At 66.3% G+C, this 22,839-nt stretch carries 17 protein-coding genes; 9 read left to right on the plus strand and 8 right to left on the minus strand.

What is annotated here, in order from left to right:
* Positions 1 to 78: 78 nt before the first annotated feature.
* Entirely contained in the window at positions 79 to 1,785 is a 1,707-nt protein-coding gene (locus tag PRtIB026_RS08910; protein ID WP_203647808.1) for a molecular chaperone HscC, read from the plus strand.
* On the opposite strand, the gene PRtIB026_RS08915 is transcribed toward PRtIB026_RS08910, so the two are convergent.
* The 3 genes from PRtIB026_RS08915 to pcaQ form a co-directional block, all read right to left on the minus strand.
* The gene (locus PRtIB026_RS08915; protein WP_203647807.1) at positions 1,779 to 4,424 is read right to left on the minus strand and encodes a J domain-containing protein; all 2,646 of its coding nucleotides are present in this window, start codon (positions 4,422 to 4,424) and stop codon (positions 1,779 to 1,781) included. The two genes, PRtIB026_RS08910 and PRtIB026_RS08915, sit on opposite strands and share 7 nt — an antisense overlap.
* Positions 4,421 to 5,113, minus strand: a complete 693-nt coding sequence (locus PRtIB026_RS08920; RefSeq protein ID WP_203647806.1) for a DUF1266 domain-containing protein — start codon at positions 5,111 to 5,113, stop codon at positions 4,421 to 4,423. Before PRtIB026_RS08920 ends, PRtIB026_RS08915 begins: the two co-directional genes overlap by 4 nt.
* A gap of 63 nt (positions 5,114 to 5,176) precedes the next feature.
* Entirely contained in the window at positions 5,177 to 6,109 is a 933-nt protein-coding gene (gene pcaQ / locus PRtIB026_RS08925) for a pca operon transcription factor PcaQ (RefSeq protein WP_203647805.1), read from the minus strand.
* A gap of 131 nt (positions 6,110 to 6,240) precedes the next feature.
* Between pcaQ and PRtIB026_RS08930 the strand changes: the two genes are divergently transcribed.
* A complete protein-coding gene (locus PRtIB026_RS08930) occupies positions 6,241 to 6,666 on the plus strand; it encodes a DcrB-related protein (RefSeq protein ID WP_203647804.1) in 426 nt (141 codons plus the stop codon).
* Between the two features lie 55 nt (positions 6,667 to 6,721).
* Here PRtIB026_RS08930 and nirD read toward each other — a convergent pair whose 3' ends face one another.
* The 3 genes from nirD to PRtIB026_RS08945 form a co-directional block, all read right to left on the minus strand.
* On the minus strand, positions 6,722 to 7,090 hold the full coding sequence (gene nirD, locus PRtIB026_RS08935; protein WP_203647803.1) for a nitrite reductase small subunit NirD: 369 nt from the start codon (positions 7,088 to 7,090) through the stop codon (positions 6,722 to 6,724).
* Positions 7,090 to 9,642, minus strand: coding sequence for a nitrite reductase large subunit NirB (nirB, locus tag PRtIB026_RS08940; protein ID WP_203647802.1), 2,553 nt, complete (start codon positions 9,640 to 9,642; stop codon positions 7,090 to 7,092). Before nirB ends, nirD begins: the two co-directional genes overlap by 1 nt.
* Positions 9,643 to 9,901: 259 nt before the next feature.
* Entirely contained in the window at positions 9,902 to 13,882 is a 3,981-nt protein-coding gene (locus tag PRtIB026_RS08945) for a bifunctional nitrate reductase/sulfite reductase flavoprotein subunit alpha (RefSeq protein ID WP_203647801.1), read from the minus strand.
* Between the two features lie 319 nt (positions 13,883 to 14,201).
* On the opposite strand from PRtIB026_RS08945, the gene PRtIB026_RS08950 reads away from it, so the two are divergent.
* The 6 genes from PRtIB026_RS08950 to PRtIB026_RS08975 all read left to right on the plus strand — a co-directional run bounded on the left by PRtIB026_RS08950 (position 14,202) and on the right by PRtIB026_RS08975 (position 17,616).
* Entirely contained in the window at positions 14,202 to 14,405 is a 204-nt protein-coding gene (locus PRtIB026_RS08950; RefSeq protein ID WP_203647800.1) for a ParD-like family protein, read from the plus strand.
* Positions 14,402 to 15,181: a type I methionyl aminopeptidase gene (gene map / locus PRtIB026_RS08955; protein WP_203647799.1), complete on the plus strand. Its 780-nt coding sequence runs from the start codon at positions 14,402 to 14,404 to the stop codon at positions 15,179 to 15,181. The genes PRtIB026_RS08950 and map overlap by 4 nt, the downstream gene beginning before the upstream one ends.
* Before the next feature lie 192 nt (positions 15,182 to 15,373).
* Positions 15,374 to 16,096 (plus strand): FKBP-type peptidyl-prolyl cis-trans isomerase, encoded by a 723-nt coding sequence (locus tag PRtIB026_RS08960; protein WP_050703977.1) that lies wholly within the window; start codon positions 15,374 to 15,376, stop codon positions 16,094 to 16,096.
* Between the two features lie 279 nt (positions 16,097 to 16,375).
* The gene (locus PRtIB026_RS08965) at positions 16,376 to 16,816 is read left to right on the plus strand and encodes a YkvA family protein (RefSeq protein WP_050703978.1); all 441 of its coding nucleotides are present in this window, start codon (positions 16,376 to 16,378) and stop codon (positions 16,814 to 16,816) included.
* A gap of 90 nt (positions 16,817 to 16,906) precedes the next feature.
* The gene (locus PRtIB026_RS08970; protein WP_203647798.1) at positions 16,907 to 17,251 is read left to right on the plus strand and encodes a helix-turn-helix domain-containing protein; all 345 of its coding nucleotides are present in this window, start codon (positions 16,907 to 16,909) and stop codon (positions 17,249 to 17,251) included.
* Positions 17,248 to 17,616 (plus strand): hypothetical protein, encoded by a 369-nt coding sequence (locus tag PRtIB026_RS08975; protein ID WP_050703980.1) that lies wholly within the window; start codon positions 17,248 to 17,250, stop codon positions 17,614 to 17,616. Before PRtIB026_RS08970 ends, PRtIB026_RS08975 begins: the two co-directional genes overlap by 4 nt.
* A gap of 69 nt (positions 17,617 to 17,685) precedes the next feature.
* On the opposite strand, the gene PRtIB026_RS08980 is transcribed toward PRtIB026_RS08975, so the two are convergent.
* Together PRtIB026_RS08980 and PRtIB026_RS08985 are read right to left on the minus strand one after the other, a co-directional pair.
* Positions 17,686 to 19,443 carry a bifunctional diguanylate cyclase/phosphodiesterase gene (locus PRtIB026_RS08980; protein ID WP_267813760.1) on the minus strand — a complete coding sequence of 586 codons (1,758 nt, stop codon included), beginning with the start codon at positions 19,441 to 19,443 and terminating at the stop codon, positions 17,686 to 17,688.
* A gap of 108 nt (positions 19,444 to 19,551) precedes the next feature.
* Positions 19,552 to 21,633: a carboxy terminal-processing peptidase gene (locus PRtIB026_RS08985; RefSeq protein ID WP_203647797.1), complete on the minus strand. Its 2,082-nt coding sequence runs from the start codon at positions 21,631 to 21,633 to the stop codon at positions 19,552 to 19,554.
* 144 nt (positions 21,634 to 21,777) lie between these two features.
* Between PRtIB026_RS08985 and PRtIB026_RS08990 the strand changes: the two genes are divergently transcribed.
* Entirely contained in the window at positions 21,778 to 22,740 is a 963-nt protein-coding gene (locus PRtIB026_RS08990) for an NAD(P)H-quinone oxidoreductase (protein ID WP_203647796.1), read from the plus strand.
* The last annotated feature ends 99 nt before the right edge of the window (positions 22,741 to 22,839 follow it).

Here is a 22,839-nt window from a genome sequence, read left to right on the forward strand (position 1 = left end):
TTGCGCCAGAATGCCCCTGTCCGCCGCATGTGGCCAGCAGGCCCCGCGTCGGTTCCTATCGCAAGCCAGAGACCGATCATGCAGGATGCCAGCCTCTCCAACGCCCCCACCCATTCCACGCCACTGCTCGGTATCGACCTCGGCACCACCAACAGCCTGATTGCCGTCTGGCAGGGCGGTGAAGCCCGGCTGATCCCTAATGCCGTGGGTGAAGTGCTCACCCCTTCGGTGGTCAGTGTCGATGACGACGGCTCGATCCTGGTCGGCCAGGCCGCCCGGGCGCGATTGACCACGCACCCCGAGCGCTCCGCGGCGGCGTTCAAGCGCTTCATGGGTAGCGACAAGCGCTACACGCTGGGGGAGCATCGATTCACGCCTGAAGAATTGTCTGCACTGGTGCTGGGTGCGTTGAAACAGGATGCCGAGGCGTACCTGGGCTGCGCGGTCAACGAGGCGGTGATTTCGGTACCGGCGTATTTCAGCGACGAGCAGCGCAAGCGCACGGTGTTCGCGGCTGAATTGGCCGGGCTGAAGGTCCAGCGGCTGATCAACGAGCCGACCGCCGCGGCCATGGCCTATGGCCTGCACGAGCAGAAGTTCGAGCGCACCCTGGTGTTCGACCTGGGCGGCGGCACCTTCGATGTCACCGTGCTGGAGTACGCCTTGCCGCTGATCGAGGTGCATGCCTCCACCGGTGACAATTACCTGGGCGGCGAGGATTTCACCGAAGTGTTGTTGCAGGCCTGCCTGCGCGACTGGAACCTCAAGGTCGAGGAGCTGGCCCCCCAGGCCCTGGCCAGCCTGCATGACGCCATCGAACAGCTCAAGCGCGAGGCGGGCGAGGGCAGCCGCGTGCTGGACTGGCACGATGGCGTGCAGCCCCGCGAGTGGCGGTTGGACGACCTCAAGCTGCAGGCGATCTGGGCGCCTTTGCTGACCCGGGTGCGTGCGCCCATCGAGCAGGCCCTGCGCGATGCCCGGCTGAGCCCACGCGAGCTGGACAGCCTGGTGCTGGTAGGCGGCGCCACGCGCATGCCGCAGGTGCAGCAACTGGTGGCCAAGCTGTTCGGCCGCCTGCCGTACCGGCACCTTGACCCGGACACCATTGTCGCCCTCGGCGCGGCTAGCCAGGCCGCCTGCAAGGCCCGCGACGCGGCCATCGACGAATTGATCCTGACCGATGTCTGCCCCTACACCCTCGGTGTGGCCTCGTCCCGGGGCGAGGACGTCACCGGCGCGTTCTCGCCGATCATCGAGCGCAACACGGTGATCCCTACCTCGAAGGTGCAGCGCTTCTACAGCAGCCACCCGGAGCAAAAGTTCGTGCGCATCGCCGTGTACCAGGGCGAGCGGCCGTGGGTGCGCGACAACATCCTGGTGGACAGTTTCGAGATCCCCTTGCAGTCGACCGGCGAGATCCAGTCACTCGACGTGCGTTTCAGCTACGACATCAACGGTCTGCTGGAAGTGGACGTGACCTTCCTCGAAAGCGGCCAGAAGCACAGCCACAGCATCGACCGCAGCCCCACCGGGCTGGATGCCGAGACGCGCCTGGCCAGTGAAGAGCGCCTGGCGCGGCTGAAGATCCACCCGCGCGACACGCTGCCCAACCGTACCCTGCTGGCCCGCCTGGAGCGGGCCTGGATGCAGAGCCTGGGCGACGAGCGCGAGCTGATCGGCAACTGGCTGGACGCCTTCAACGCCGTGCTCGCCGGGCAGCAGGCCGGTGAGATCAGCCGTGAGCGCCAGGCGTTGAGCCAGGCGCTCGACGAGCTGCGCTACTGACCGTTCAGGCGCCGCAGGGTAGCCTGCAGGCTGTCATCGAGCAGCGCCTGCTGGCCCGGTTGCGAGCCGTAGCGGTTCGGCAGCCGGTCACCGGGCAGCCCCAGCAGCAACAGCGGCAGTACCGGAAGCACCCTGCTCAGCACGAGCAGCAGGATCAGCGCCGGGATACCCTGGCCAAGGTCGCGCAGGCGCCTGAGGAAGGCGCTGATCAACAACAGCACCGTGACCAGCATCAACACCGGCAGCGTGAGCATCATGCTGGCGCAGAGGGCGGCGGCGGCCAGGTTCAAGGCGAATCCTGAGCGGTTCAGGCGGCTATTGAGCTTCCATACGGCCCAGAATTTCGCCGGAGGGTGCTGCAGGGCATTGCGCAGCATGCGCTCGCTCCACGACAGCACGGCCATGATTGCACAGCGCAGGCCCGGGTCCTGCTGCGGGTCGTCCTTGATCTTCTGCAAGGCGCGCAGGGCGCGGAGCTTTGGCGGCGCGCAATCGTTGTACAGGCTGTCCAGGGCGTCGAGCACGTCATTGAGCGCACGGCTGTCGACGCCGTGGGCATGGGCGAGTTCGGCCGGTGGATGCTTGGTCTTGCCTTGCAGCAAGCCGTTGCGCAGCGCCTCGAACCATTCGTCCTGCGGGGCCAGCGCTTCCAGGCGCTGGCGCAGACGTTCACGCTGCTCGGTGTCCAGGGAGCGGTCATGGTGCAGCACGGCGCAAAACAGCAGGTAACCCAGAGGATGGTCGTTGCCCAGGCTGCCATCGTCATGCTCCAGGCAGGCCAGCAATTGCGCTGCATCCGGTAGACGTGTGCTGTTCAGGGCTTGATGCAGGGTCAGCAACCGCGCTGAAACCACCGCCTGTACAGGGTCGCGGGTGTCCAGGCTGCCGAGCAGGCCACTGCTGCCGTCGGGGCTGGGCAGCAACTGGCAGAGCAGGGCGTGCAGCGGGGCGAACGGATGCCCGGCCGGGTAGTGCAGCTGGCTCGGCAGGGCCGGGTCGATCAGGGTCAGCCAGCGTGACGGCTGCTCCAGCAGGGCGAGCATGAACAATTGCTGGCGATGCCAGTTCCACAGCGACTCACCTTCAGGCATCGCCGGCAGCAGCACACCGGTCTCGGCGAGGTTGCCCTGCAGTTGCAAGGCGAACGGCGTGGTGAACAGGCGGCGCATGTCGAAGCGCACATTCAGGGCATGCAGGGCGTGGGCCGGGTAGACCCGCATGCGCCGCAGCCATTCGCGACAGACCGGGCGAATGGCGTCCTCGGTCAAGGCCTCGGGCAGGACCGCCACCGGGGCGTCGCTGGCGCAGAAGTCCACCAGCGCCTTGACCACCGGGGCCTGTTCAAGCCAGTGCAGTTGCTGGCTGGCCTGGCGCTGGAAGCCTTCGAGGATCAGCGCGTCGAGGGCATCTTCGGCGAGGGGCTGGGCGAGAACCTGGCGCAGCAGGCCGGCTTCCCCGCGTTGCAGCGCCCAGGCCTGCCAGTACAGGCGGTGCAGGTCGTGGTCCTGCGGGTCCTGCAACAGCCAGGCGAGCAGCGGCAGTTCGTCGTCGCCGTCCAGCCGCCAGTCGACAAAGGTCGCGGCGATGCCTTGCAGCTCCAGGCGCGAGGCTTCGGACCAGCGCGCCAGGGTCTGCGGGGATTGCCCGGGGCTGCCCCAGTTTTGCGCGGGGTCGTCCAGCTCGGCGGGCCAGCCGGCCGGGGTGTGCAGGCGGTCGAAGGCCTGGATCAGCAACGGCAGGCGCTGGGGCTGGTGACGGGCGCAGAGGTCGATCAGCCAGCGTTCGGCCTGGGGGTGCTGGTGTTCGCGGTACAGCCGCAGCCAGCAGTCCAGGGCCTGTTGCTCGGCGCCCAGGGCATCGGCCTGGCGGGCCAGCAGGTAGAGCAGGTCGGCATCGTCCGGGGCCTGTTGCTGGCGCGCCTGGAGCAGGTCGTGGAAGGTCCTGCTGGCGATGCCGGCCTGGCAGAATTGCACCAGCAGGCGTTGCACCAGGGCCGGGTCATCCGGCATGGCCAGGCAGGTATGCACGCTGGCGAACTGCTCGTATTCGAACAGTGGGCGCTGCTGGTAGCAGTATTCAAGGCTGCGGAAATACCACAGGCTTTCCATCTGTGCGCTGGCCGGCCAGTCGCGCATGCAGGCGGTGTCGAAGGGGTCGGGCTCTTCCAGGCGGTCGAGGAAAGCTTCCACTTCGTGGCGGTCGTCCAGGCGCAGCAGCTGTTCGGCCCAGCCCAGGCGCCGGGCCAGCAGGCCCGCGCAGTGGTGGGACAGCGGTCCGCAGTCGCGCAGGGTGTGCAGCAGTTGCCAGCCGAGGTCGTCCAGTTCGTCCAGCGGCAACTCGTCCAGTTCGGCGATAAAACGCTGCCAGGCTTGTGGGTCGAAGCGCAGGGACGGCTCCTCAAGCAGGGTGTGGAACTGCTTGAGTGCTGGATGAGGGGCATTCTCTTCGAGTGTTGGCTCAGCCTCGCTGGGCGCCTGCTCGCGGGCCAGGCGCAGGGCTTCCTCGTAGGCTGCCCGCAGCGCCTGGAAACCTTCGGGGTCGGTTTCCGGGTGGTGCGAGGGCAGGCGGCCGCGATAGGCCAGGCGGATGGTGTCCAGGTCCTGGGTCGGTTCGATCCCCAGGCGAATCCAGCAACTCATGACCAGCAGTCCTCTTCCAGCGTGGTGGGCCGTGCGGGCTCGGGCAGGGGCATGTCCCAGGGCAGCCCGGCCAGCAGGTCATGGGCGCCGAGGCGCAGGTTGAGCACGATGCAGCGATTCCAGTGCTCGCAGCCCTGGCGCTCGAGGTTGGCGGCCAGGGTCTCGTCGCTGCTGTCGCTGGCATTCCACAGCGCCTTGCCGAACAGGTAGCCGGCCAGGTAGCCGTCCCAGCGGTTGTAGTAATGGCGGGCGCGCAGGGCCAGGCGGTAGTGCAGGTAGAGGCTCTCGTCGCGTTCGATCAGGCCTTTCTTGACGCCGGCACGCAACAGGAAACCCATGCGCCCCAGGTCCCAGGCCCGGGTGCCGCCCGGGCCACAGTCGGGGAAGGTGCGGGCGGCGTATTCGTGGCGGATGCGCTCGCGTGGAGACAGGGTGTCGAGCAGGGCTTGCCACTGGCTGGGCAGGCAGCGCTGGTATTGCCAGTAGGCCTCGCTCATCTCGGTGGCGTGGCCGTTGTCGGCCATGCTGAGCATGTCCAGCAACTGGGCGCGGTTGCTGATGCCCCACCAGCGCTCGAGGTCGGTCTGGTCTTCGCCCTCGAAATAGTCGGGGGCGGTGTAGCTGGCGCCGTTGAGGGCGGCCATGGGGGCGGAGAGGGCATGCAGCCAGTGCTGCGCGGTTTCGTCCATGAAAGGGGTCCTGGAGGCGCGGGGAACTGGCGGGGATTGTATAGGAAGATGCCTGCCGGGTTGTCAGGGATAGGTCCCGAGTCGATAGGCCTCGGCCACCTCGCGGAGCACCTCGCACACCCATTGCGCCGGCAGGCTCTGGGGCAGGGCCGCATTGCGGCAGATGCCCACCGACCCGCCCGGTTCGCGCACACCGAGGTCGAGTTCGGCCAACTCACCACGCCCGAAGTCGATCAGCACGGCGTCCCGTGGCGCCACCCAGACCGCCTCGCTGCCCAGCACATAGCGCCTGCTCAGGGCCAGCGACAAGGTTTCCAGGCGCTGTGCCGGCAGCGGGATCGCGCATTGCACGAACAGGCTGTCGGCATGCTGGCGAATGGTCGTCCCCGGTGGCGGCAGCACCAGCGGATAATCACCGACCTGCCTGCGCTCGACGGGCTGCTGCGCCAGCAGTGGATGCCCGGGCCGCACCACCAGGGTCATCGACTCGCTGTACAGGTGCTCGAACGACAGCCCCTGGATCTGCGGGCTGTCGGTCATCCGCCCGACCACCAGTTCCAGCTCCCCCAGGTGCAACTGGCCGAGCAACTGGGCGCTGGCCCCGGTCACCACGCTGATCGGCAACGCCTCGTGACGTTGGTGCAGGCGGCACAGCACCTCGGGCATCAGCAGCCCTTCGACCGTCGACAGCACGCCGATGCGCACCTGCGACGGCGCTCGCGCCTCGCCGCGGACACTGCCGACCCCGTCGCGCAACGCCTGCACGCTGGGGCCGGCGTAGCGCATGAAGCGCGTGCCGGCCGGGGTCAGGGTCACGCCGTTGTGGCCGCGCTCGAACAGGCGTGCCTCGAGCAGCTCCTCCAGTTCCTTGAGGGTCTTGGAGATCGCCGGCTGGCTGATCGCAAGCACGTCGGCGGCTCTGGCCAGGCTGCCCTGCCGGGCAATCTCCAGGAAGCACAGCAGGTGCCGGAACTTGATGCGGGTATCGAGGTTCATGCCCGGCAGTGTATCCGTGCGGGCCAGACCTGCAACGTCTGGGTGATCTTCGTCACTGGGCGGCGGTTCCTCCCTTGCAGGCGAAGCCCCGAACCTTTAGCGTGTGCCGCTTCGATGCATGGAGCAGCGCTATGGCCGCCTACCTGACCCAGGACCTGGTCCTTGAACTGGGCGATGAAACGCCCGAAGACACCACCATGAACATGCTGACCTTCCGTCAGCGTGGCACCACCCTGGTGATCGCCCGCAGTCCGCTGGCGGCCGGGCAGACGCTGGAGGCGCTTTACCAGCAGCAACTGGCGCAGTTGCGTGAGCGCCTGGGGGCGGTCATCAGCGAACCACAGCCGGTCAGCGCAGGCGTCGATCGCGGCATCCACGGCCTGGAAGTCAGCCTGCAGTTCAAGCGCGGCGAAGTGGTCTCGTACCAGCGTCAGTTGGCCTACGCGCCTAGCGGGCAGGCCCGTTTTGTGGCGGTCAGCTATAGCAAGGAAACACCACTGGAGGCGGTTGATCTGGCCCATTGGGAAGCCATCAAGGCAGGTTTGCGGCTGAACTGATTACCCGCGGCAAGAGCCGGGCACTGGCCGGGGGCATGCCCCGGCAGGCTGATCGTTATCTGAATCTCTGTCCCAGTTCGACCGTCATCCCACGGATACGCACCGGCCACACCGGCAAGCGCTGTGTCGGATCTTCCAGGCAGTTGCCGTTTTGCAGGCAGAAATGCTGCTTGTACAGCGGCGCCGCTACCACCACGGTTGCTCCCAGGCTGGCCACCAGCCCACGCCCGATGATGTTCGCGCCCGAACGCGGGTCGCGGTTACCGACGGCGTACAGCTCCTGCCCTTGTCCCGGCAGGTAGAACAACGCCACCTGTTCGCCCTCATGCCACACCACCACCCCGGAGTCGGCGACCAGGTCGCTGGCCAGGCACACCGCCTGCCAGCGGGTTTCACTTGCTACAGCCGTGTTGGACAGGTTCATCACATCGCCTCCTCATGGGTGGGAATCAGCTGTAGGGGCGCGGCCGGTCGGCGTTGGCCACGCTCGCGCACGAAGTGCACATCCGGATCGGCGCGTTGGTCATTGACAAAGGTGCGGAAGCGCTTGAGCTTTTCCGGATCGCCCAGGGCGTTGGCCCATTCGCATTCGTAGCGATCGACCACCAGTTGCATCTGTGCCTCGAGTTCGGCGGCCAGGCCCAGGCTGTCGTCGATCACCACCTGCCTGAGGTAGTCGAGCCCGCCTTCGAGGCCCTCGCGCCACACCGAGGTGCGTTGCAGCTTGTCGGCGGTGCGGATGTAGAACATCAGCACGCGGTCGATCAACCGTACCAGGGTCTCGTCGTCGAGGTCGGTGGCGAACAGTTCGGCGTGGCGCGGGCGCATGCCGCCGTTGCCGCACACGTACAGGTTCCAGCCCTTGTCGGTGGCGATCACGCCGATGTCCTTGCTTTGCGCCTCGGCGCATTCGCGGGTGCAGCCGGACACCGCGAACTTGAGCTTGTGCGGTGAGCGCAGGCCCTTGTAGCGATCCTCCAGGCGCAGCGCCATGGCCACGCTGTCCTGCACGCCATAGCGGCACCAGGTGCTGCCGACACAGGATTTCACCGTGCGCGTCGACTTGCCGTAGGCGTGCCCGGTCTCGAAACCGGCGGCGATCAGCTCGCCCCAGATCAGCGGCAGTTCATGCAGCTGGGCGCCGAACAGGTCGATGCGCTGGCCGCCGGTGATCTTGGTGTAGAGGTCGTATTTCTGCGCCACCTGGCCGATCACGATCAGCTTTTGCGGGGTGATTTCGCCGCCGGGAATGCGCGGCACCACCGAGTAGGTGCCGTTTTTCTGCATGTTGGCCATGAAGGTGTCGTTGGTGTCCTGCAGCGGCACCAGCGCCGGGTCCATGATCGGCTGGTTCCAGCACGAGGCGAGGATGTTGCCTACCGCCGGCTTGCAGATGTCGCAACCCACGTGGCCCTTGCCATGGCGGTCGAGCAGCTCGCTGAAGGTGCGGATGCCCTCCACCCGCACCAATGCGTAGAGTTCCTGGCGGGTGTAGGCGAAGTGCTCGCACAGGCTCTTGTCTACCGTCACGCCACGGGCGGTCAGTTCGTGTTCGAACACCTGCTTGAGCAGGGCTGCGCAGCCACCACAGCCGCTGGCGGCCTTGGTACAGCCCTTGACGGCGGCAAGGTCGGCGCAACCACTGTCGATGGCGGCGCACACCGCACCCTTGCTGACGTTGTGGCAGGAGCAGATGGTCGCGCTGTCGGGCAGCGCATCGGCGCCCAGGGCCGGCGCGCCACCGCCTTGCGGCAGGATCAGCGCGGCCGGGTCGGCCGGCAGGGCGATGCCATTCTGGGCATACTGCAGCAAGGTGTCGTAGTAGCTGTTGTCGCCCACCAGCACCGCGCCGAGCACGTGCTTGCCGCTGGCATCCACCACCAGCCGGCGGTAGGCGCTGTTGGCCTCGTCGATGAAGCGGTAGCTGCGTGCGCCGGGCGTGGCGCCGTGGGCATCGCCGATCGAGCCGACATCCACGCCCAGCAGCTTGAGCTTGGTCGACATGTCGGCGCCGGTGAAGTCGTCTGCCGCCTCGCCCAGCAGCCGCGCGGCCAGGTTGCGCGCCATGGCGTAGCCGGGGGCGACCAGGCCGAACACGCTGCCATTCCACGACGCGCACTCGCCGATGGCGAAGATCCGCGGATCACTGGTCTTGCACTGGTTGTCGATCACAACACCTCCGCGCGCGGCGATCTCCAGGCCACAGGCCCGGCCCAGGGCGTCCTGTGGGCGAATGCCGGCGGAAAAGACGATCAGGTCGGTCTCCAGGTGTTCGCCACCGTCGAAGTTCATCCGGTAGCGGTACTGCTCGCCAGCGCTGATCGACTGGGTCGCGCGGGACAGGTGCACGCCCACGCCGAGGGCCTCGATCCGTGCCTTGAGCGCCGCGCCGCCTTCGCTGTCCAGCTGTACCGGCATCAGGCGTGGGGCGAATTCCACCACATGCGCCTCCAGGCCCAGGGACTTGAGGGCGTTGGCCGCCTCGAGGCCGAGCAGGCCGCCACCGACCACCACGCCACGCCGGGCATCCGCGGCGGCGGCGCGTATCGCGTCGAGGTCCTCGAGGGTGCGGTAGACCAGGCGCGCATTGCCGCTGGAGCCTTCGATCGGCGGCACGAACGGGTAGGAGCCGGTGGCCAGGATCAACTGGTCGTAGCCCAGGCGCCCCTCGGCGGTGACCAGCTCCCGGCGCTCGCGATCGATGTCCAGCACTGCCTCGCCCAGGTGCAGGTACACGCCGTGGCGGCTGTAGTAGTCCGGGGCGCACAGGGCCAGGGTCTCGGCGCAGCTGCCGGTGAAATACTCCGACAGGTGCACGCGGTCGTAGGCGCGCTGGCGCTCCTCGCCGAACACATGCAGCTCGAAGTGTGCCGTGGCGCCGCGTTCGATCAACTGCTCGACGCAGTGATGGCCGACCATGCCATTGCCGACGATGACCAGTCGCGCTCGTTGTGCCTCGTTCGCTGTTGCCTGCATAGCCGATCCTCGATCACGGAAAACGAAAAAGGCGCCTGGAGCCGAAGCTCCAGGCGCCTTTGCCTGTACTCATCAGTGTGAGGCCCCTGTCGACCGCCGTTGGTCGTTGGGGCTGTTGTGCATTGGGTGAAGCAGGGAGTGTGCCAGGCTCGCTTTCATCGCGGGCAAGCCCGCTCCCACAAGGGTTACAGCTTTGGGCATGTGCTGGCCAGGTGGTGCGGCCGCACAAGCAGGGTGCAGCCCTCACCACCGTGGTGCATCAATACACATCCCGCCGGTAGCGCTTGTCCCGCCCCAACCCTTCGACATACGCCGCTGCCGCGGCCTCGTCCAGGCCGCCGTGCTGCGCCACCACCTGGCGCAAGGCCGCATCCACATCCCGGGCCATGCGCTGGGCATCGCCACAGACATACACATGCGCGCCATCCTGCAGCCAGCGCCACAGCTCGGCGCCCTGTTCCAGCAGGCGTTGCTGCACATAGATCTTCTGCGGCTGGTCGCGGGAGAACGCGGTGCTCAGGCGCACATGGCCCTGTGCTTCCCAAGCCAGCAACTGCTCGCGATAGTAGAAGTCGTGCTCCTCGTGCTGCTCGCCGAAGAACAGCCAGTTGCGGCCAGACGCAGCGCGTTCCCGGCGTTCTTCGAGAAACGCCCGGAAGGGCGCGATGCCGGTGCCGGGGCCGATCATTACGATGGGCGTGCCGTCGTCGTCGGGCAGGCGGAAGTGTCTGGATGGTTGGGCAAAGATGGCCACTTCGACGTCCGCAGCACGGTCGGCGAGAAAGGCCGAGCAGACCCCCTTGCGTTCACCGTAGCGCACTGTGGACACCGTCAGGTGCACCTGCCCGGGATGCGCCTTGGGGCTTGAGCTGATCGAGTACAGCCGCGGCTGCAAGGGCTTGAGCAAGGTCAGCCAACGGCTCAGTGGCCATTGCCGGGGAAACTCGCGCAGCACATCGGCCAGTTGCCGGCCCCATAGCCAGTCCTTGAGCGCGGTCTTGCACTCAGGCTGCAACAACTGTTGCAGAGAGGGTGCGTTTTCGCTGAGCGCTTCGAGCTGTCGTGGCGTGACACGGGCAATCTCCAGATGCCGTTCCAGCGCCAGGCTCAGGGGCATCGGCGTCTGACCTTCAAGCTCGACCACGGCCTGGCCATCGAGTTGCATCAGGCTGAGCAGCTCCTGGACCAGCGCCGGGCAGTTGCGCGGCCACACGCCCAGGGCATCACCGGGCTGATAGTCCAGGCCGCTACTCGTGAGGTCGAACACCAGTTGGCGGGTTTCCTTGGTCGAGCCGGGGCCGTTGAGCAGGCGGTTCTGCACCAGGCGCGCAGGCCATGGCTGGTGCCTGCCGTGAGATTCGGCGGTTGCTGGTGCCGATGTCGCGGGGGTGTTTGTGCCGAGGGCCGCCAGCAGGGCCTCGAGCCACGCACTGAATGCGGCATCGAAATCCGGCTCGCAGTCGACCCGCTCCAGCAGGCGCTGGCCGCCCAGTTCCGCCAGGCGCTGGTCGAGCTTGCGACCGAAGCCGCAGAACTGGTCGTAGCTGGAGTCGCCCAGGGCCAGTACCGCATAGGGCAGCTTGACGCAATCGACGTCGCCCGCGCCCTGCAGGGCCTGCCAGAACGAGGCGCCACTGTCCGGGGCGTCGCCGTCGCCGAAGGTGCTGGCAATCAGCAGTACGCTGGCGCAGCCGCGCAGTTGCGCCGGGCTGACACCTTCCATGCTGCTGAGCTCCACCTTCAGCCCTGCCTCGCGCAGGCGTTTAGCGCAGCGCTCGGCCAGCGCCTCGCCGTTGCCGGTCTGCGAGGCCCACAGCACGCGATGGCAAGGTAATCCTGCCTGTGCCTGAGGCTGGGCGAACAGCCCCGCCAGCAGACCATCGACGAACAGGCGTCGGGGCGGCGCCAGCGGTGCGTTAGCCGGCAGGCTTGGCACGCCTTCGGCCCGCGCCTGTTGCAGGCCGAGCAGGAAACCTTGCAGGTAATGCCGCTCCTCCTCGGCAAGCACCGGGGCAGGCTGTGTCTCCAGGCCCAGCAGGCGGGCGAGGGTGGCGGTCGGCATGGTGACGGGCTCCGAAGGAATGGCGACGTTCAGGTCGAGGGCCTCAATGCGTTCGCCCGCGACCCGTTCGAGGGTCACGGCGCAGTACTTGAAGGCCGGTTGCAGCGAGGTGGGGTCGACGGCGTCGCTGGTCAGCGCGTTGATCGCCAACTGCTCGCCGTACAGGTCATTCCAGTGGAACGGCGCGAAGCAGCCACCAGGCAGCACCCGGTTGCTGAGACGGGCCGGCAGCAGCGCCTGGCCACGGCGTGAACGGATTGCCACCTGGTCCTTGTCGCGGATGCCCAGGCGCCGGGCATCGTCGGGGTGGATCTCGACAAAGGGGCCGGGCTCGAGCCGGTTCAGGCTCGGGACCTTGCCGGTCTTGGTCAGGGTGTGCCACTGGTGTTGCACGCGGCCGGTGTTGAGGACAAAGGGGTAGGCGTCGTCCGGCAGCTCGGCGGGCGCCAGCCAGGGCCGCGCATGAAAACGCGCCTTGCCGCTGACGGTCGGAAAGGCCAGTGCCGCTGGCTGGCCGTGTTCGTCGTTGCGATAGCGCAGCGGGCTGCGGTCATCCTCGCGCCCCGGCGCGCAGGGCCACTGCCGGGGGCTGGCGCGCAGTCCGGCATAGTCGATGCCGCGCAGGTCGTAGCCGGTGTCCGGGTTATGGAAGTGGCGGATCTCATCGAACACCGCCTCGGCGTCGGGGTAGTCGAAGGCATGCGCGTAGCCCAGGGCACAGGCGATGCGCGCGATCAGGCGCCAGTCTTCCAGGCTTTCGCCGGGTGGCTCGACGGCGCGGGGCATCAGGGTCAGGTTGCGCTCGCTGTTGATCATCACCCCTTCACCCTCGGCCCACAGCGCCGCCGGCAGGAGAATGTCGGCGTAGCGGTTGGTCTCGGTGTCGAGGAAGGCGTCCTGGCTGATCACCAGTTGCGCCTGGTTCAGGCCGTCGATCACCTGCTGGCGGTTGGCGACGCTGGCCACCGGGTTGCTGCAGATGATCCAGCAGGCCTTCACCTCGCCGCTCTTGAGCTGTTCGAACAGCGCCACGGTGCCTTCGCCGCCCTCGCTGCGCAACGTGCCGGGCGCCAGCTGCCATTGCCGCTCGACGAAGACGCGGTCCGCCGCCACCTGCGCCGAACGCTGGCCCGGCAGGCCCGGCCCCATGTAGCCCATCTCGCGGCCGCCCATGGCGTTGGGCTGGCCGGTCAGCGAGAACGGCCCGCTGCCGGGGCGGCAGATGGCGCCGGTGGCCAGATGCAGGTTGCACAGGGCATTTGTGTGCCAGGTGCCGTGGATGCTCTGGTTCAGGCCCATGGTCCAGCAGCTCATCCATTCACCGGCCTCGCCGATCAGGCGGGCGGCTTCGCGGATGTCGGCCTCGTCCAACCCGGTGATGGCCGCGACCCGTTGCGGGGTGTAGTCCTCGAGAAGCGCCGGCAGGTCTTCCCAGCCCTCGGTGTGGCGGGCGATGAAATCCGCGTCGGTGTGGCCGTTGGCATGCAGCAGATAGAGAAGGCCATTGAGCAACGCCAGGTCGGTGCCCGGACGCAGTTGCAGGAACAGGTCGGCCTTGTCGGCGGTGGCGCTGCGTCGGGGGTCGACGACGATCAGCCTGGCCCCGGCCTTGAGCCGGTCCAGCAGGCGCAGGAACAGGATCGGGTGGCAGTCGGCCATGTTCGCGCCGATCACCAGGAACACCTCGGCACGCTCGAAATCCTGGTAGCTGCCCGGCGGTCCGTCGGCGCCCAGCGACTGTTTGTAGCCGCTGCCGGCACTGGCCATGCACAGCCGTGAGTTGGACTCGATATGGCGGGTGCGGATGAAGCCCTTGGCCAGTTTGTTGGCCAGGTACTGGGCTTCCAGCGACATCTGCCCGGACACGTACAAGGCCACGGCATCCGCGCCATGGATGTCGATGATCGCGCGCAACCGCGCGGCGGTTTCGCTGATGGCCGTGTCCAGGCTGCGGCGCGCCGGCTGCTGGTTGCGCTGGTCGCGCACGAAGGCGTGGGCCATGCGCCCGGCCTGCAGCGGCACATGGGCACTCTGGCCCTTGGTGCACAGGCGGCCGAAGTTGCTCGGGTGCTGCTTGTCGCCACTGACCTTGACCACCTTGCCATCGCTCACGTGCATGACGATGCCGCAGCCGACCCCGCAATACGGGCACACACTGCGCACTTGGCTGTCGCTCATCGGCAATCTCCTGCTGATGAAACGACAAAGGCGCCGGCTGCCCGGCCTGCAAATGGCAAGCGGGGCAACACGGCGCCTTCGTCGTGATGGGAGGGGACCATCGGCGTTGATGGTCTCGATGCCATATGGGGCAGCAAATCCCGGGCCATGTCATCGCGGGGCAAGCCCGCTCCCACGCCCCGCAGGTGAGCACGCGTGGGCGCGGGCTTGCCCCGCGATGGGCGTGCACCGATACGGGGAGCCACGCACCAGCGGATGGCACATGCAATTGGATGAGTATATGATTCACATACGTTTCATATATGCGAGTAACTGCACCATGGGCATCGTCAAGATCTCCGACGACCTCCACGAAGACCTGCGCGTGGCCAGCGCCGCGCTGTCGCGTTCGATCAACGCCCAGGCCGAGCACTGGATCCGCATCGGCATGCTGGCCGAGCTGCACCCGCAAGCGACCTACCAGGAACTGCTGCGCCATTTGCTGCGCCAGGAACAGGCCAACCTCAAGGAGTTGCTGCAATGAGCAAGGTCATCCTCAAGGACGCCGCCGAGCTCAAGCTGATGCGCAACGCCGGCCAACTGCTCGCCCGGGTGTTCGCCGACCTCGACGGTTTCATTCGCCCCGGGGTGACCACGATGCAGATCAACGACCGCGCCGAGGCCTTCATCGTCGAAACCCTCAAGGCCCGGCCGGCGAGCAAGGGCCAATACGGTTTCCCCTATTCGCTGAACACCTCGGTGGACCATGTGGTCTGCCATGGCATGCCCAAGGTCGACGAGGTGCTCAAGGAAGGCTCGATCGTCAACGTCGACATCACCCTGGAGCAGGGCGGCTACATTGCCGACTCGTCGAAGATGTACTGCATCGGCCAGATCGGCGACGAGGCCAGGCGCCTGGTCGACACCACCTATGCCGCCTTGTGGAAGGGCATCGAGCAGGTGCGCCCCGGCGCGACGCTCGGCGATATTGGCCATGCCATCCAGGCCCACGCCGAGGCCGCCGGCTACAGCGTGGTGCGCGAGTACTGCGGGCACGGCATCGGCCGGCAGATGCACGAGGCGCCGGAGGTGCTGCACTACGGCCAGCGCGGCCAGGGCATGCCGCTGCAAGCGGGGATGGTGTTCACCATCGAGCCGATGATCAACCAGGGCGGGCGCGGCACGCGCGGGTTGCGCGATGGCTGGACGGTGATCACCCGCGACCACAGCCTGTCGGCGCAGTGGGAACACACGGTGGCGGTGACCGAGGGCGGATTCGAGGTGCTGACGCTGCGAGAGGAAGAGCAGCGGGTTGTATGAAATTCTTCCGGCAACACGCCCTTGAACCGTCAATACTGGCCATTGGCTTCAAGCGCCGAGGATGAACAACCTTTCACCCAGGAACTTCCTGCGCGCAACCCGCTCTTATGCCGGTAGCCATTGGTCGCGGCCGCCTGCTAAGCTCGCGGCTTTACCCTGATTGCCCTCATGGCGCATGAACAAGGAAATTACATGAAACAGCATCGTTTGGCGGCCGCGGTTGCCCTGGTAGGCCTGGTCCTCGCGGGCTGCGACGCCCAGACCAGCAGCGTCGAGCTGAAGACTCCGGCACAGAAGGCCTCCTACGGTATCGGCCTGAACATGGGCAAGAGCCTGGCCCAGGAAGGCATGGACGACCTGGACTCGAAAGCCGTCGCCCAGGGCATCGAGGACGCGGTAGGCAAGAAAGAGCAGCGCATCAAGGACGAAGAGCTGGTCGAAGCCTTCACCGCCTTGCAGAAGCGCGCCGAAGAACGCCTGGCCAAGGCCAGCGAGGAAGCTGCCGCCGCCGGCAAGAAATTCCTTGAGGAAAACGCCAAGAAGCCTGGCGTGATCACCACCGCTTCGGGCCTGCAGTATGAAGTGGTCAAGAAGGCCGACGGCCCGCAACCCAAGCCGACCGACGTGGTCACCGTCCACTACGAAGGCAAGCTGACCGACGGCAAGGTCTTCGACAGCTCCGTCGAGCGCGGCAGCCCGATCGACCTGCCGGTCAGCGGCGTGATCCCGGGCTGGGTCGAAGGTCTGCAACTGATGCACGTCGGCGAGAAGTACAAGCTGTACATCCCGGCTGAGCTGGCCTATGGCGCCCAGAGCCCGAGCCCGCTGATCCCGGCCAACTCGGTCCTGGTCTTCGACCTGGAACTGATTGCCATCAAGGATCCGGCCAAGGCCGACCAGGCACCGGCCAAGTAATACCCGGCCCGTTGCAAGAAGACGCCCCGTTTCGACGGGGCGTCGTCGTTTTCAGTCCGGCTTGACGCGAACCGTCGGCGTCATTCACTGTCGCAAGCAGTAGCTGCGCAGACACGGGTGCCGGTGTCGCAAAACGTTTGCGCGATTGAAACGGTTGTGTAAAAAACGCCCGATTCGTACCTGGCCCTTGCCCGGCGGGCACCACGCGGCGCCAATGTCGCCCTGTTCACAAGGTTATCCACAATAAATGTGGATAACCCCTGCTCCTCTGGAGGTCCCATGAGCGCACCCTGGAATTTCGCCCGCTTCCTGCCCTTGGCCGAGCGCCTGCTCAGTCGTGGCCGGCTGCCGGCCCTGTTGTTCGCGGTGGCCCGCAAGGGGCCGAAGCTGGGCCAATTACGCGAGGACCTGCGCCTGATGCAGGCGCTGTGCCTGGCCTGGTGGCGTGGCGAGTACCGCGCCGTCAGCCCCAGGGCGCTGGTGACCATCGTTGCCGGGCTGCTGTATTTCGTCAGCCCCCTGGACGCCATCCCTGACTGGTTGCTGGGTGTCGGCCTGCTCGATGACATCGCCGTGCTGGGCTGGGTGCTCAAGACCGTGGCCGATGAGCTGGGCCGTTTCAAGGCCTGGCGCGATGCCCAGTCGCCGGAACGGCTGCGGGTGGTCGAGCGCCTGCCTGATACTCCCGAGGCCCTGCGTCTCGAACGGCCCGGCAGCTGATTCCGCACAGACCCCCGAGGTTGGTAATATAATTGGCATAAGGGTTATGCCTACGGATTACATGCCGTAATCCAACGTCAAGGGGGTTGTATGGGTATTCAGGTCATCAGCCGGGACGGTCAGCCCGAGTACGCAGTGGTTCCCTGGGAGCAATATCAGAAGTTGCTGGCGGCCGCAGGCCAGGCGCCGGCCGTAGCTCCCGACTCAGTCAGTCACAACGAGAGCACTCAACCGAGCGCCAGCCAGTCCTCCCTGGACCAGCTGGCGTCCTTGCGTCAGGCCAAGGGCCTGGCCCCGGAGCAACTGGCACGCAGTGTCGGCATCAGCCCGGCCTACCTGGCGATGATCGAGTCCGGGGAGCGCCGCCCGGACGCTGCGATCCTGCGCAGCCTGGCCTGGCACCTGGGCGTGGCCGGCTGGAGCGAGCCGTCATGAGCCAGGTCAGGATCAGCCGTCAGCAGTGGCAGAGCCTGCTGACCGAGCTCGACCTGGCCCGCCGTCAACGCCACCTGCTCACCTACCGTGCGCTGCTCGAGCGTCTGCAATTGCCCAGCCCGGCCATGCAGACCCTGACGGCGGCCCTCGAGTACCTGGCGACGCTCGACGCCCGCGCCGAGCAGCCGCTGCGCAGCTCGCTGGTGATCAGCCAGGGGGCCAGTCGCCTGCCACGCACCGGGTTCTTCGAGTGCGTCGAGCGCCTGGGGCGGTTTTCCGGGCCGGTGGATGGTATGGAGGCGGCATCCTGGCATGCCTCGGAAGTGGTGCGAGTGTTCGAGTATCGCTACCCGGAAGAAGCCTGAAATCGGGGCTGTAGGCTGGATTGCGGGAGCCGGCTTGCCGGCGAAAGGACCGCATAGCGGTCCCCTGGTTTAACTCAGCACAGTCGTATCGATCAGGCTCAGGCCTGAGCCACCGCCATCCTTGGCCTGGCGCTTGGCCTGGGAGGCGAGTTCGGCCAGTTGACCGGCATCCAGCCCGTCGCTGCTGTCGGGCTCCAGCCAGACCACGCCGATCGACAGTGACAGCAAGGCGAACGTCTCCCGCTGCCCCTGACGGTTGTGGGCGATGAAGCAGCCGGCCTCCAGGTGTTCGCTACGGTAGAAGCGCCGGCATTGCCGGCCAAAGGCCTCCAGCAGCAATTGCAGGCGCTCGCGCCAGTCCGCCGAACCCAGCACCAGCATGAAGTCGTCGCCGCCGATATGGCCGACGAAATCCCGGCTCGGATCGACGCAGTCGTTCAGGCACTGGGCCAGGCACAACAGCACTTCATCGCCTCGGGCGTAGCCATAGATATCGTTGAAGGGCTTGAAACTGTCGATGTCCACGTAGCACACAGCTGCCTTGCGCCGCTGCAACAGCAGGCGTGCCAGGCACTGCTGGATCGGCACGTTGCCCGGCAGCAGGGTGAGCGGATTGGCGTGCCTTGCCTGCTGGATCTTCTGCTCGGTGATCAGCTTGAGCACGTCGATCACCCGCCCAAGCCCCAGGTAACGCCCATTCTGGGTGATGATGAAGTCTTCCTCGATACGCTGGCGCGCACGGCTGGTAAGCAGGCGGCTGACCTGCTGCAGCGACTGGCCGCGCTCGACGGCGAGAAAATCCTGGCTCATCAGGCGGCTGATCGGCTTGCGCGCGAACAGGTCGGTGCCGAAAGGCTGGAGCAGGACGTCGGCGAGCGAGTGGCGGTGGACGATGCCACAGGGGCGACCTTGCTCGTCCAGCACGGCGAGGGAGTTGAGGTTGGCCTGTCGACGGAAAGCGTCGAGCACCTGCTGCGTGGCGGTGTCGAGGGTGACCGAGGGTTGCTGGATAAGCAGGGCGCTGAGGTCGCGGCTGTCCTCGCACAGCGCAACGCCCGAGCCTGTCACTGGGGGCGGCAGGCCGAGGCTGTCGCCTGCTGGAAACTCCTGAGGGCGGCCGAGCAGGTAGCCCTGGACCAGGGTCACCCCCATGTCGCCCAGCACTGCCAGCTCCTCGGCCAGTTCGATGCCCTCGGCGATCACCTGGGCGCGGGAGGCACGGGCGATCTGCAGGATGGAGCCGACGAACTCGCGCTTGAGCGGGTCCTGGTGGATGCCATCGATGAAATGACGGTCGATCTTCACATAGTCCGGGCGCAGCTCCGACCACAGGCGCAGGCTCGAGTAACCGGCGCCCAGGTCGTCCAGGGCAATGGAGAAACCCATGTCGCGGTAGTGGTGCAGGGCGTTGTACAGCAGCTGGAAGTCTTCGGTAGGCGTCTGCTCGGTCAGCTCGATGACTACTCGGCTGGGTGCCAGGCCGACCTGTTCGAGCATTTTCAGGGTGCGCCCGGACGGGTAGTCGGGCTCGACCAGGGACTCGGGCGAGACGTTGAGGAACAACAGGCCCGGAAGGTTCAGCTCGCTGAAACGGCGGCAGGCGGTTTCCCGGCACAGCACCTCCAGTTCGGCGAGGCGGCCGGCCTGGCGGGCGATGGCGAAGAGGTTCAGCGGCGAGTGCAGTGGGCTGTTGGACGGGCCGCGGCTCAGGGCCTCATAGCCGAGGATACGCCTTTCAGAGAGGCAGACGATGGGTTGGAACAGACAGTGGACGCTGCGTTGAGCCAGGATGGCGCTCAATGCGCTGAGCTGTTCGGTGACGGTCATGGACTGCTTCCTGAAGTGAAAAAGGCCGGACGCTTGCACGTCCGGCCCTTACATTTCACGACAGTCCGGTGACTGTTTGATGACAGGTCACATTATTTCGCCATCATTTCAGTGCTTGGCCACCGACGTGCTGAGGCCCAGATAGTCGAGCAGGATGCGACCGGTCTCGGACAGGTAGGCATCGTCCTCTGGCTTGGTGTCGTCCGGCTCGGCAGGCAGGGCGTCCTCGTCTTCCTTTTTAAGTTCCTTGAGCGGCTCTTCACCCTTGGCCTTGCGGCGGATGTTCTCCAGTGCCAGCTGCTTGGCCTCGATCTCGTCGTGGCGGGCGCGACGCTGTTGCTCGTTGAGGCTGACGGTCTTCTCGTTCATCAGCTTCTGGGTCAGCGCCAGGCGGTCGCGAATGTAGACGAACTCGGCGTCCTTGTCGCTGCGCGCCTCATGCTGCGCCTTGAGCTGGGCCAGGAACGGCTTGAACGGATCGAAGGCCGGCTTGACCACCGGGCGGATGGTGTCCCACGGCATGGCCTCAGGCAGCGCGCTTTCGCCGATTTCCTTGGTGTCGATGATCGACGGATAGGCGATGTCCGGCAGCACGCCCTGGTGCTGGGTGCTCTGCCCGGAAACCCGGTAGAACTTGGCCAGGGTCAGCTTGAGCTCACCATGGTTGAGTGGCTGGATAGTCTGCACGGTACCCTTGCCGAAGGTCTGGCCGCCGATGATCAGCGCGCGGTGGTAGTCCTGCATGGCACCGGCGAAGATCTCCGAGGCCGAGGCCGACAGGCGGTTTACCAGCAGCGCCAGCGGGCCTTTGTAGAAGGCGCCCGGGTTCTCGTCCTCGAGCACGTCGACACGGCCGTCGGCGTTGCGCACCAGTACGGTCGGGCCCTTCTCGATGAACAGGCTGGTCAGCTCGGTGGCTTCCTGCAGCGAGCCGCCACCGTTGTTGCGCAGGTCGATGACCACGCCGTCGACTTTTTCCTTCTGCAGCTCGGTAAGCAGCTTTTTCACGTCGCGGGTGGTGCTCTTGTAGTCCGGATCGCCTGCGCGATAGGCCTTGAAGTCCAGGTAGAAGGCCGGGATTTCGATGATCCCCAGCTTGTAGTCACGCCCGTCCTGCTTGAGCTTGAGCACCGACTTCTTCGCCGCCTGCTCCTCGAGCTTGACCGCTTCGCGGGTGATCGAGACGATCTTGCTGGTCTGGTCGTTCGGCGCGTTGCTGGCCGGAATGACCTCCAGGCGCACCACCGAGCCTTTCGGGCCGCGGATCAGCTTGACCACCTCGTCCAGGCGCCAGCCGACCACGTCGACCATTTCCTTGTTGCCCTGGGCCACGCCGATGATCTTGTCTGCCGGGGCGACCTGCTTGGTCTTGGCGGCAGGGCCTGCCGGCACCAGGCGCACGATCTTGACCTGGTCGTTGTCGCTCTGCAGCACCGCGCCGATGCCTTCGAGCGACAGGCTCATGTTGATGTCGAAGTTCTCGGCGTTGTCCGGCGACAGGTAGTTGGTGTGCGGGTCGTAGGACTGGGCAAAGGTGTTGATGTAGGCCTGGAAGATATCTTCCGCACGGGTCTGGTCCAGGCGCGCCAGCTGGTTCTTGTAACGCTTGATCAGGGTTTCCTGGATCTGCTTGAGCTCCTTGCCGGAGATCTTCTGGCGCAGCACCTCGTCTTTCACGCGCTTGCGCCACAGGTCGTCGAGCTCGGCCTGGTTCTTCATCCAGGGCGCGTCCTTGCGGTCGACCAGCAGGTCTTCCTTGGCGCTGAAGTCGATCTTGTCGACGCCTTTGTTCAGCTCGCCCAGGGCATAGTCCAGGCGCTGCTTCACGCGGTCCAGGTAGCGCTTGTAGATGGTGAAGCCGGGTTCGAGGTTGCCGCTTTTGAGGAAGTCGTCGAACTGGGTCTTCCACTTGTCGAATTCGGCGATGTCGGCCGCGGTGAAGTAGCTGCGCGACGGGTCGAGCAGCTTGATGTAGCTGTCGTAGATGATGACCGAACGGGCGTCGTCGAGCGGCGGCTTGCTGTAGTGGTGGCGCTTGAGCAGCTCGACGATGTTGAGGCTGGCCACGACCTCGTCGCGGTCCGGCTGCAGGCTGTCCCACTTGTTGGCGGCGGCCGCATTGCCACCGAGCGTGAGGCTGCCCAGGCCGATCATGAGGGCGAGGGCGGTGCTGGGGAGGAAATGCTTCATGCTGATTCGACGTGGAGGCAATTGATCACGCATAGTAGGCCGTCTTTTCCGTTCGCCGGTTCCATCGGAGCCGGACGCATACTGCAAAAAGCCTGGGACGTGCTTATCCCAGGCTCAGTCATATGATTCAACTATGGAGGCACTGTGAAGGCATTGCAAGGCGTTGACGGACATGTGGCGTGGGTCGAGGCCGAGCGCCCGGCCTGCGATGCCGGGCAGGTGCGCATCCGAGTGGCCGCCGCCGGACTGAACCGCGCCGACTTGCTGCAGCGGGCCGGACTGTACCCGCCACCGCCTGGCGCCAGTCCATATATGGGCCTGGAGTGCTCAGGGATCGTCGAGGAGGTCGGGGCTGGCGCCGATTGGCGCGTGGGCGACCGGGTCTGCGCGCTGCTGGCTGGCGGCGGCATGGCCGAGGAAGTCGTGGTCGACGCCCGGCACGTGCTGCCGGTGCCTGAAGGCCTGAGCCTGCACGAGGCAGCGGCGGTGCCCGAGGTGTATGCCACGGCCTGGCTGAACATCTTCCAGCTGGGCGCGTTGAAAGCCGGCGAGAAGGTGCTGGTGCATGCCGGTGCCAGTGGTGTGGGCTCCGCGGCCATCCAGTTGTGCAAGGCGTTCGGCAACCCGGTGTGGGTCAGTGTCGGTTCGCCGGAGCGCCTGGCCTATTGTCAGTCCCTCGGCGCCGCCGGCGGCGTGGTGCGCAATGACAACCTCGACGATCTGGAGCAGCTCGGGCCGTTCGACGTGATCCTCGACCCGGTGGGCGCCAGCTATGGCCCGCTCAACCTCAAGCTGTTGGCCCGTGACGGGCGCTGGGTGATCATTGGCCTGATGGGCGGGCGCAAGGTCGAGCTGGACCTGGCGCTGGTGCTGGGCAAGCGCCTGGAAATCACCGGTTCGACCTTGCGCAACCGCGATGATGTATTCAAGGCAGAGTTGTTGCGCGAGCTGCGTCAGCAGGTGTGGCCGCTGTTCGCCGAGGGGCGCCTGTCGCCACAGCTGGTCGACACCTACCCGGTGGCGTTCGCCGAGGCCGCCTACGCGGAGCTGGCGAGCAACCAGGTGTCCGGCAAGCTGGTGCTGGTGATCGACCCTACACTTGTGTGATCTGGCGCATGCCCCTGTAGGAGCGGCCTTGTGCCGCGAAAGGGCTGCGCAGCGGCCCCGCGATTTTTGCACTAACACTGACATCCTGGGGCCGCTTCG

The organism is Pseudomonas sp. RtIB026 (genome assembly GCF_016861355.2).
GTDB classification, from domain to species: domain Bacteria; phylum Pseudomonadota; class Gammaproteobacteria; order Pseudomonadales; family Pseudomonadaceae; genus Aquipseudomonas; species Aquipseudomonas peradeniyensis.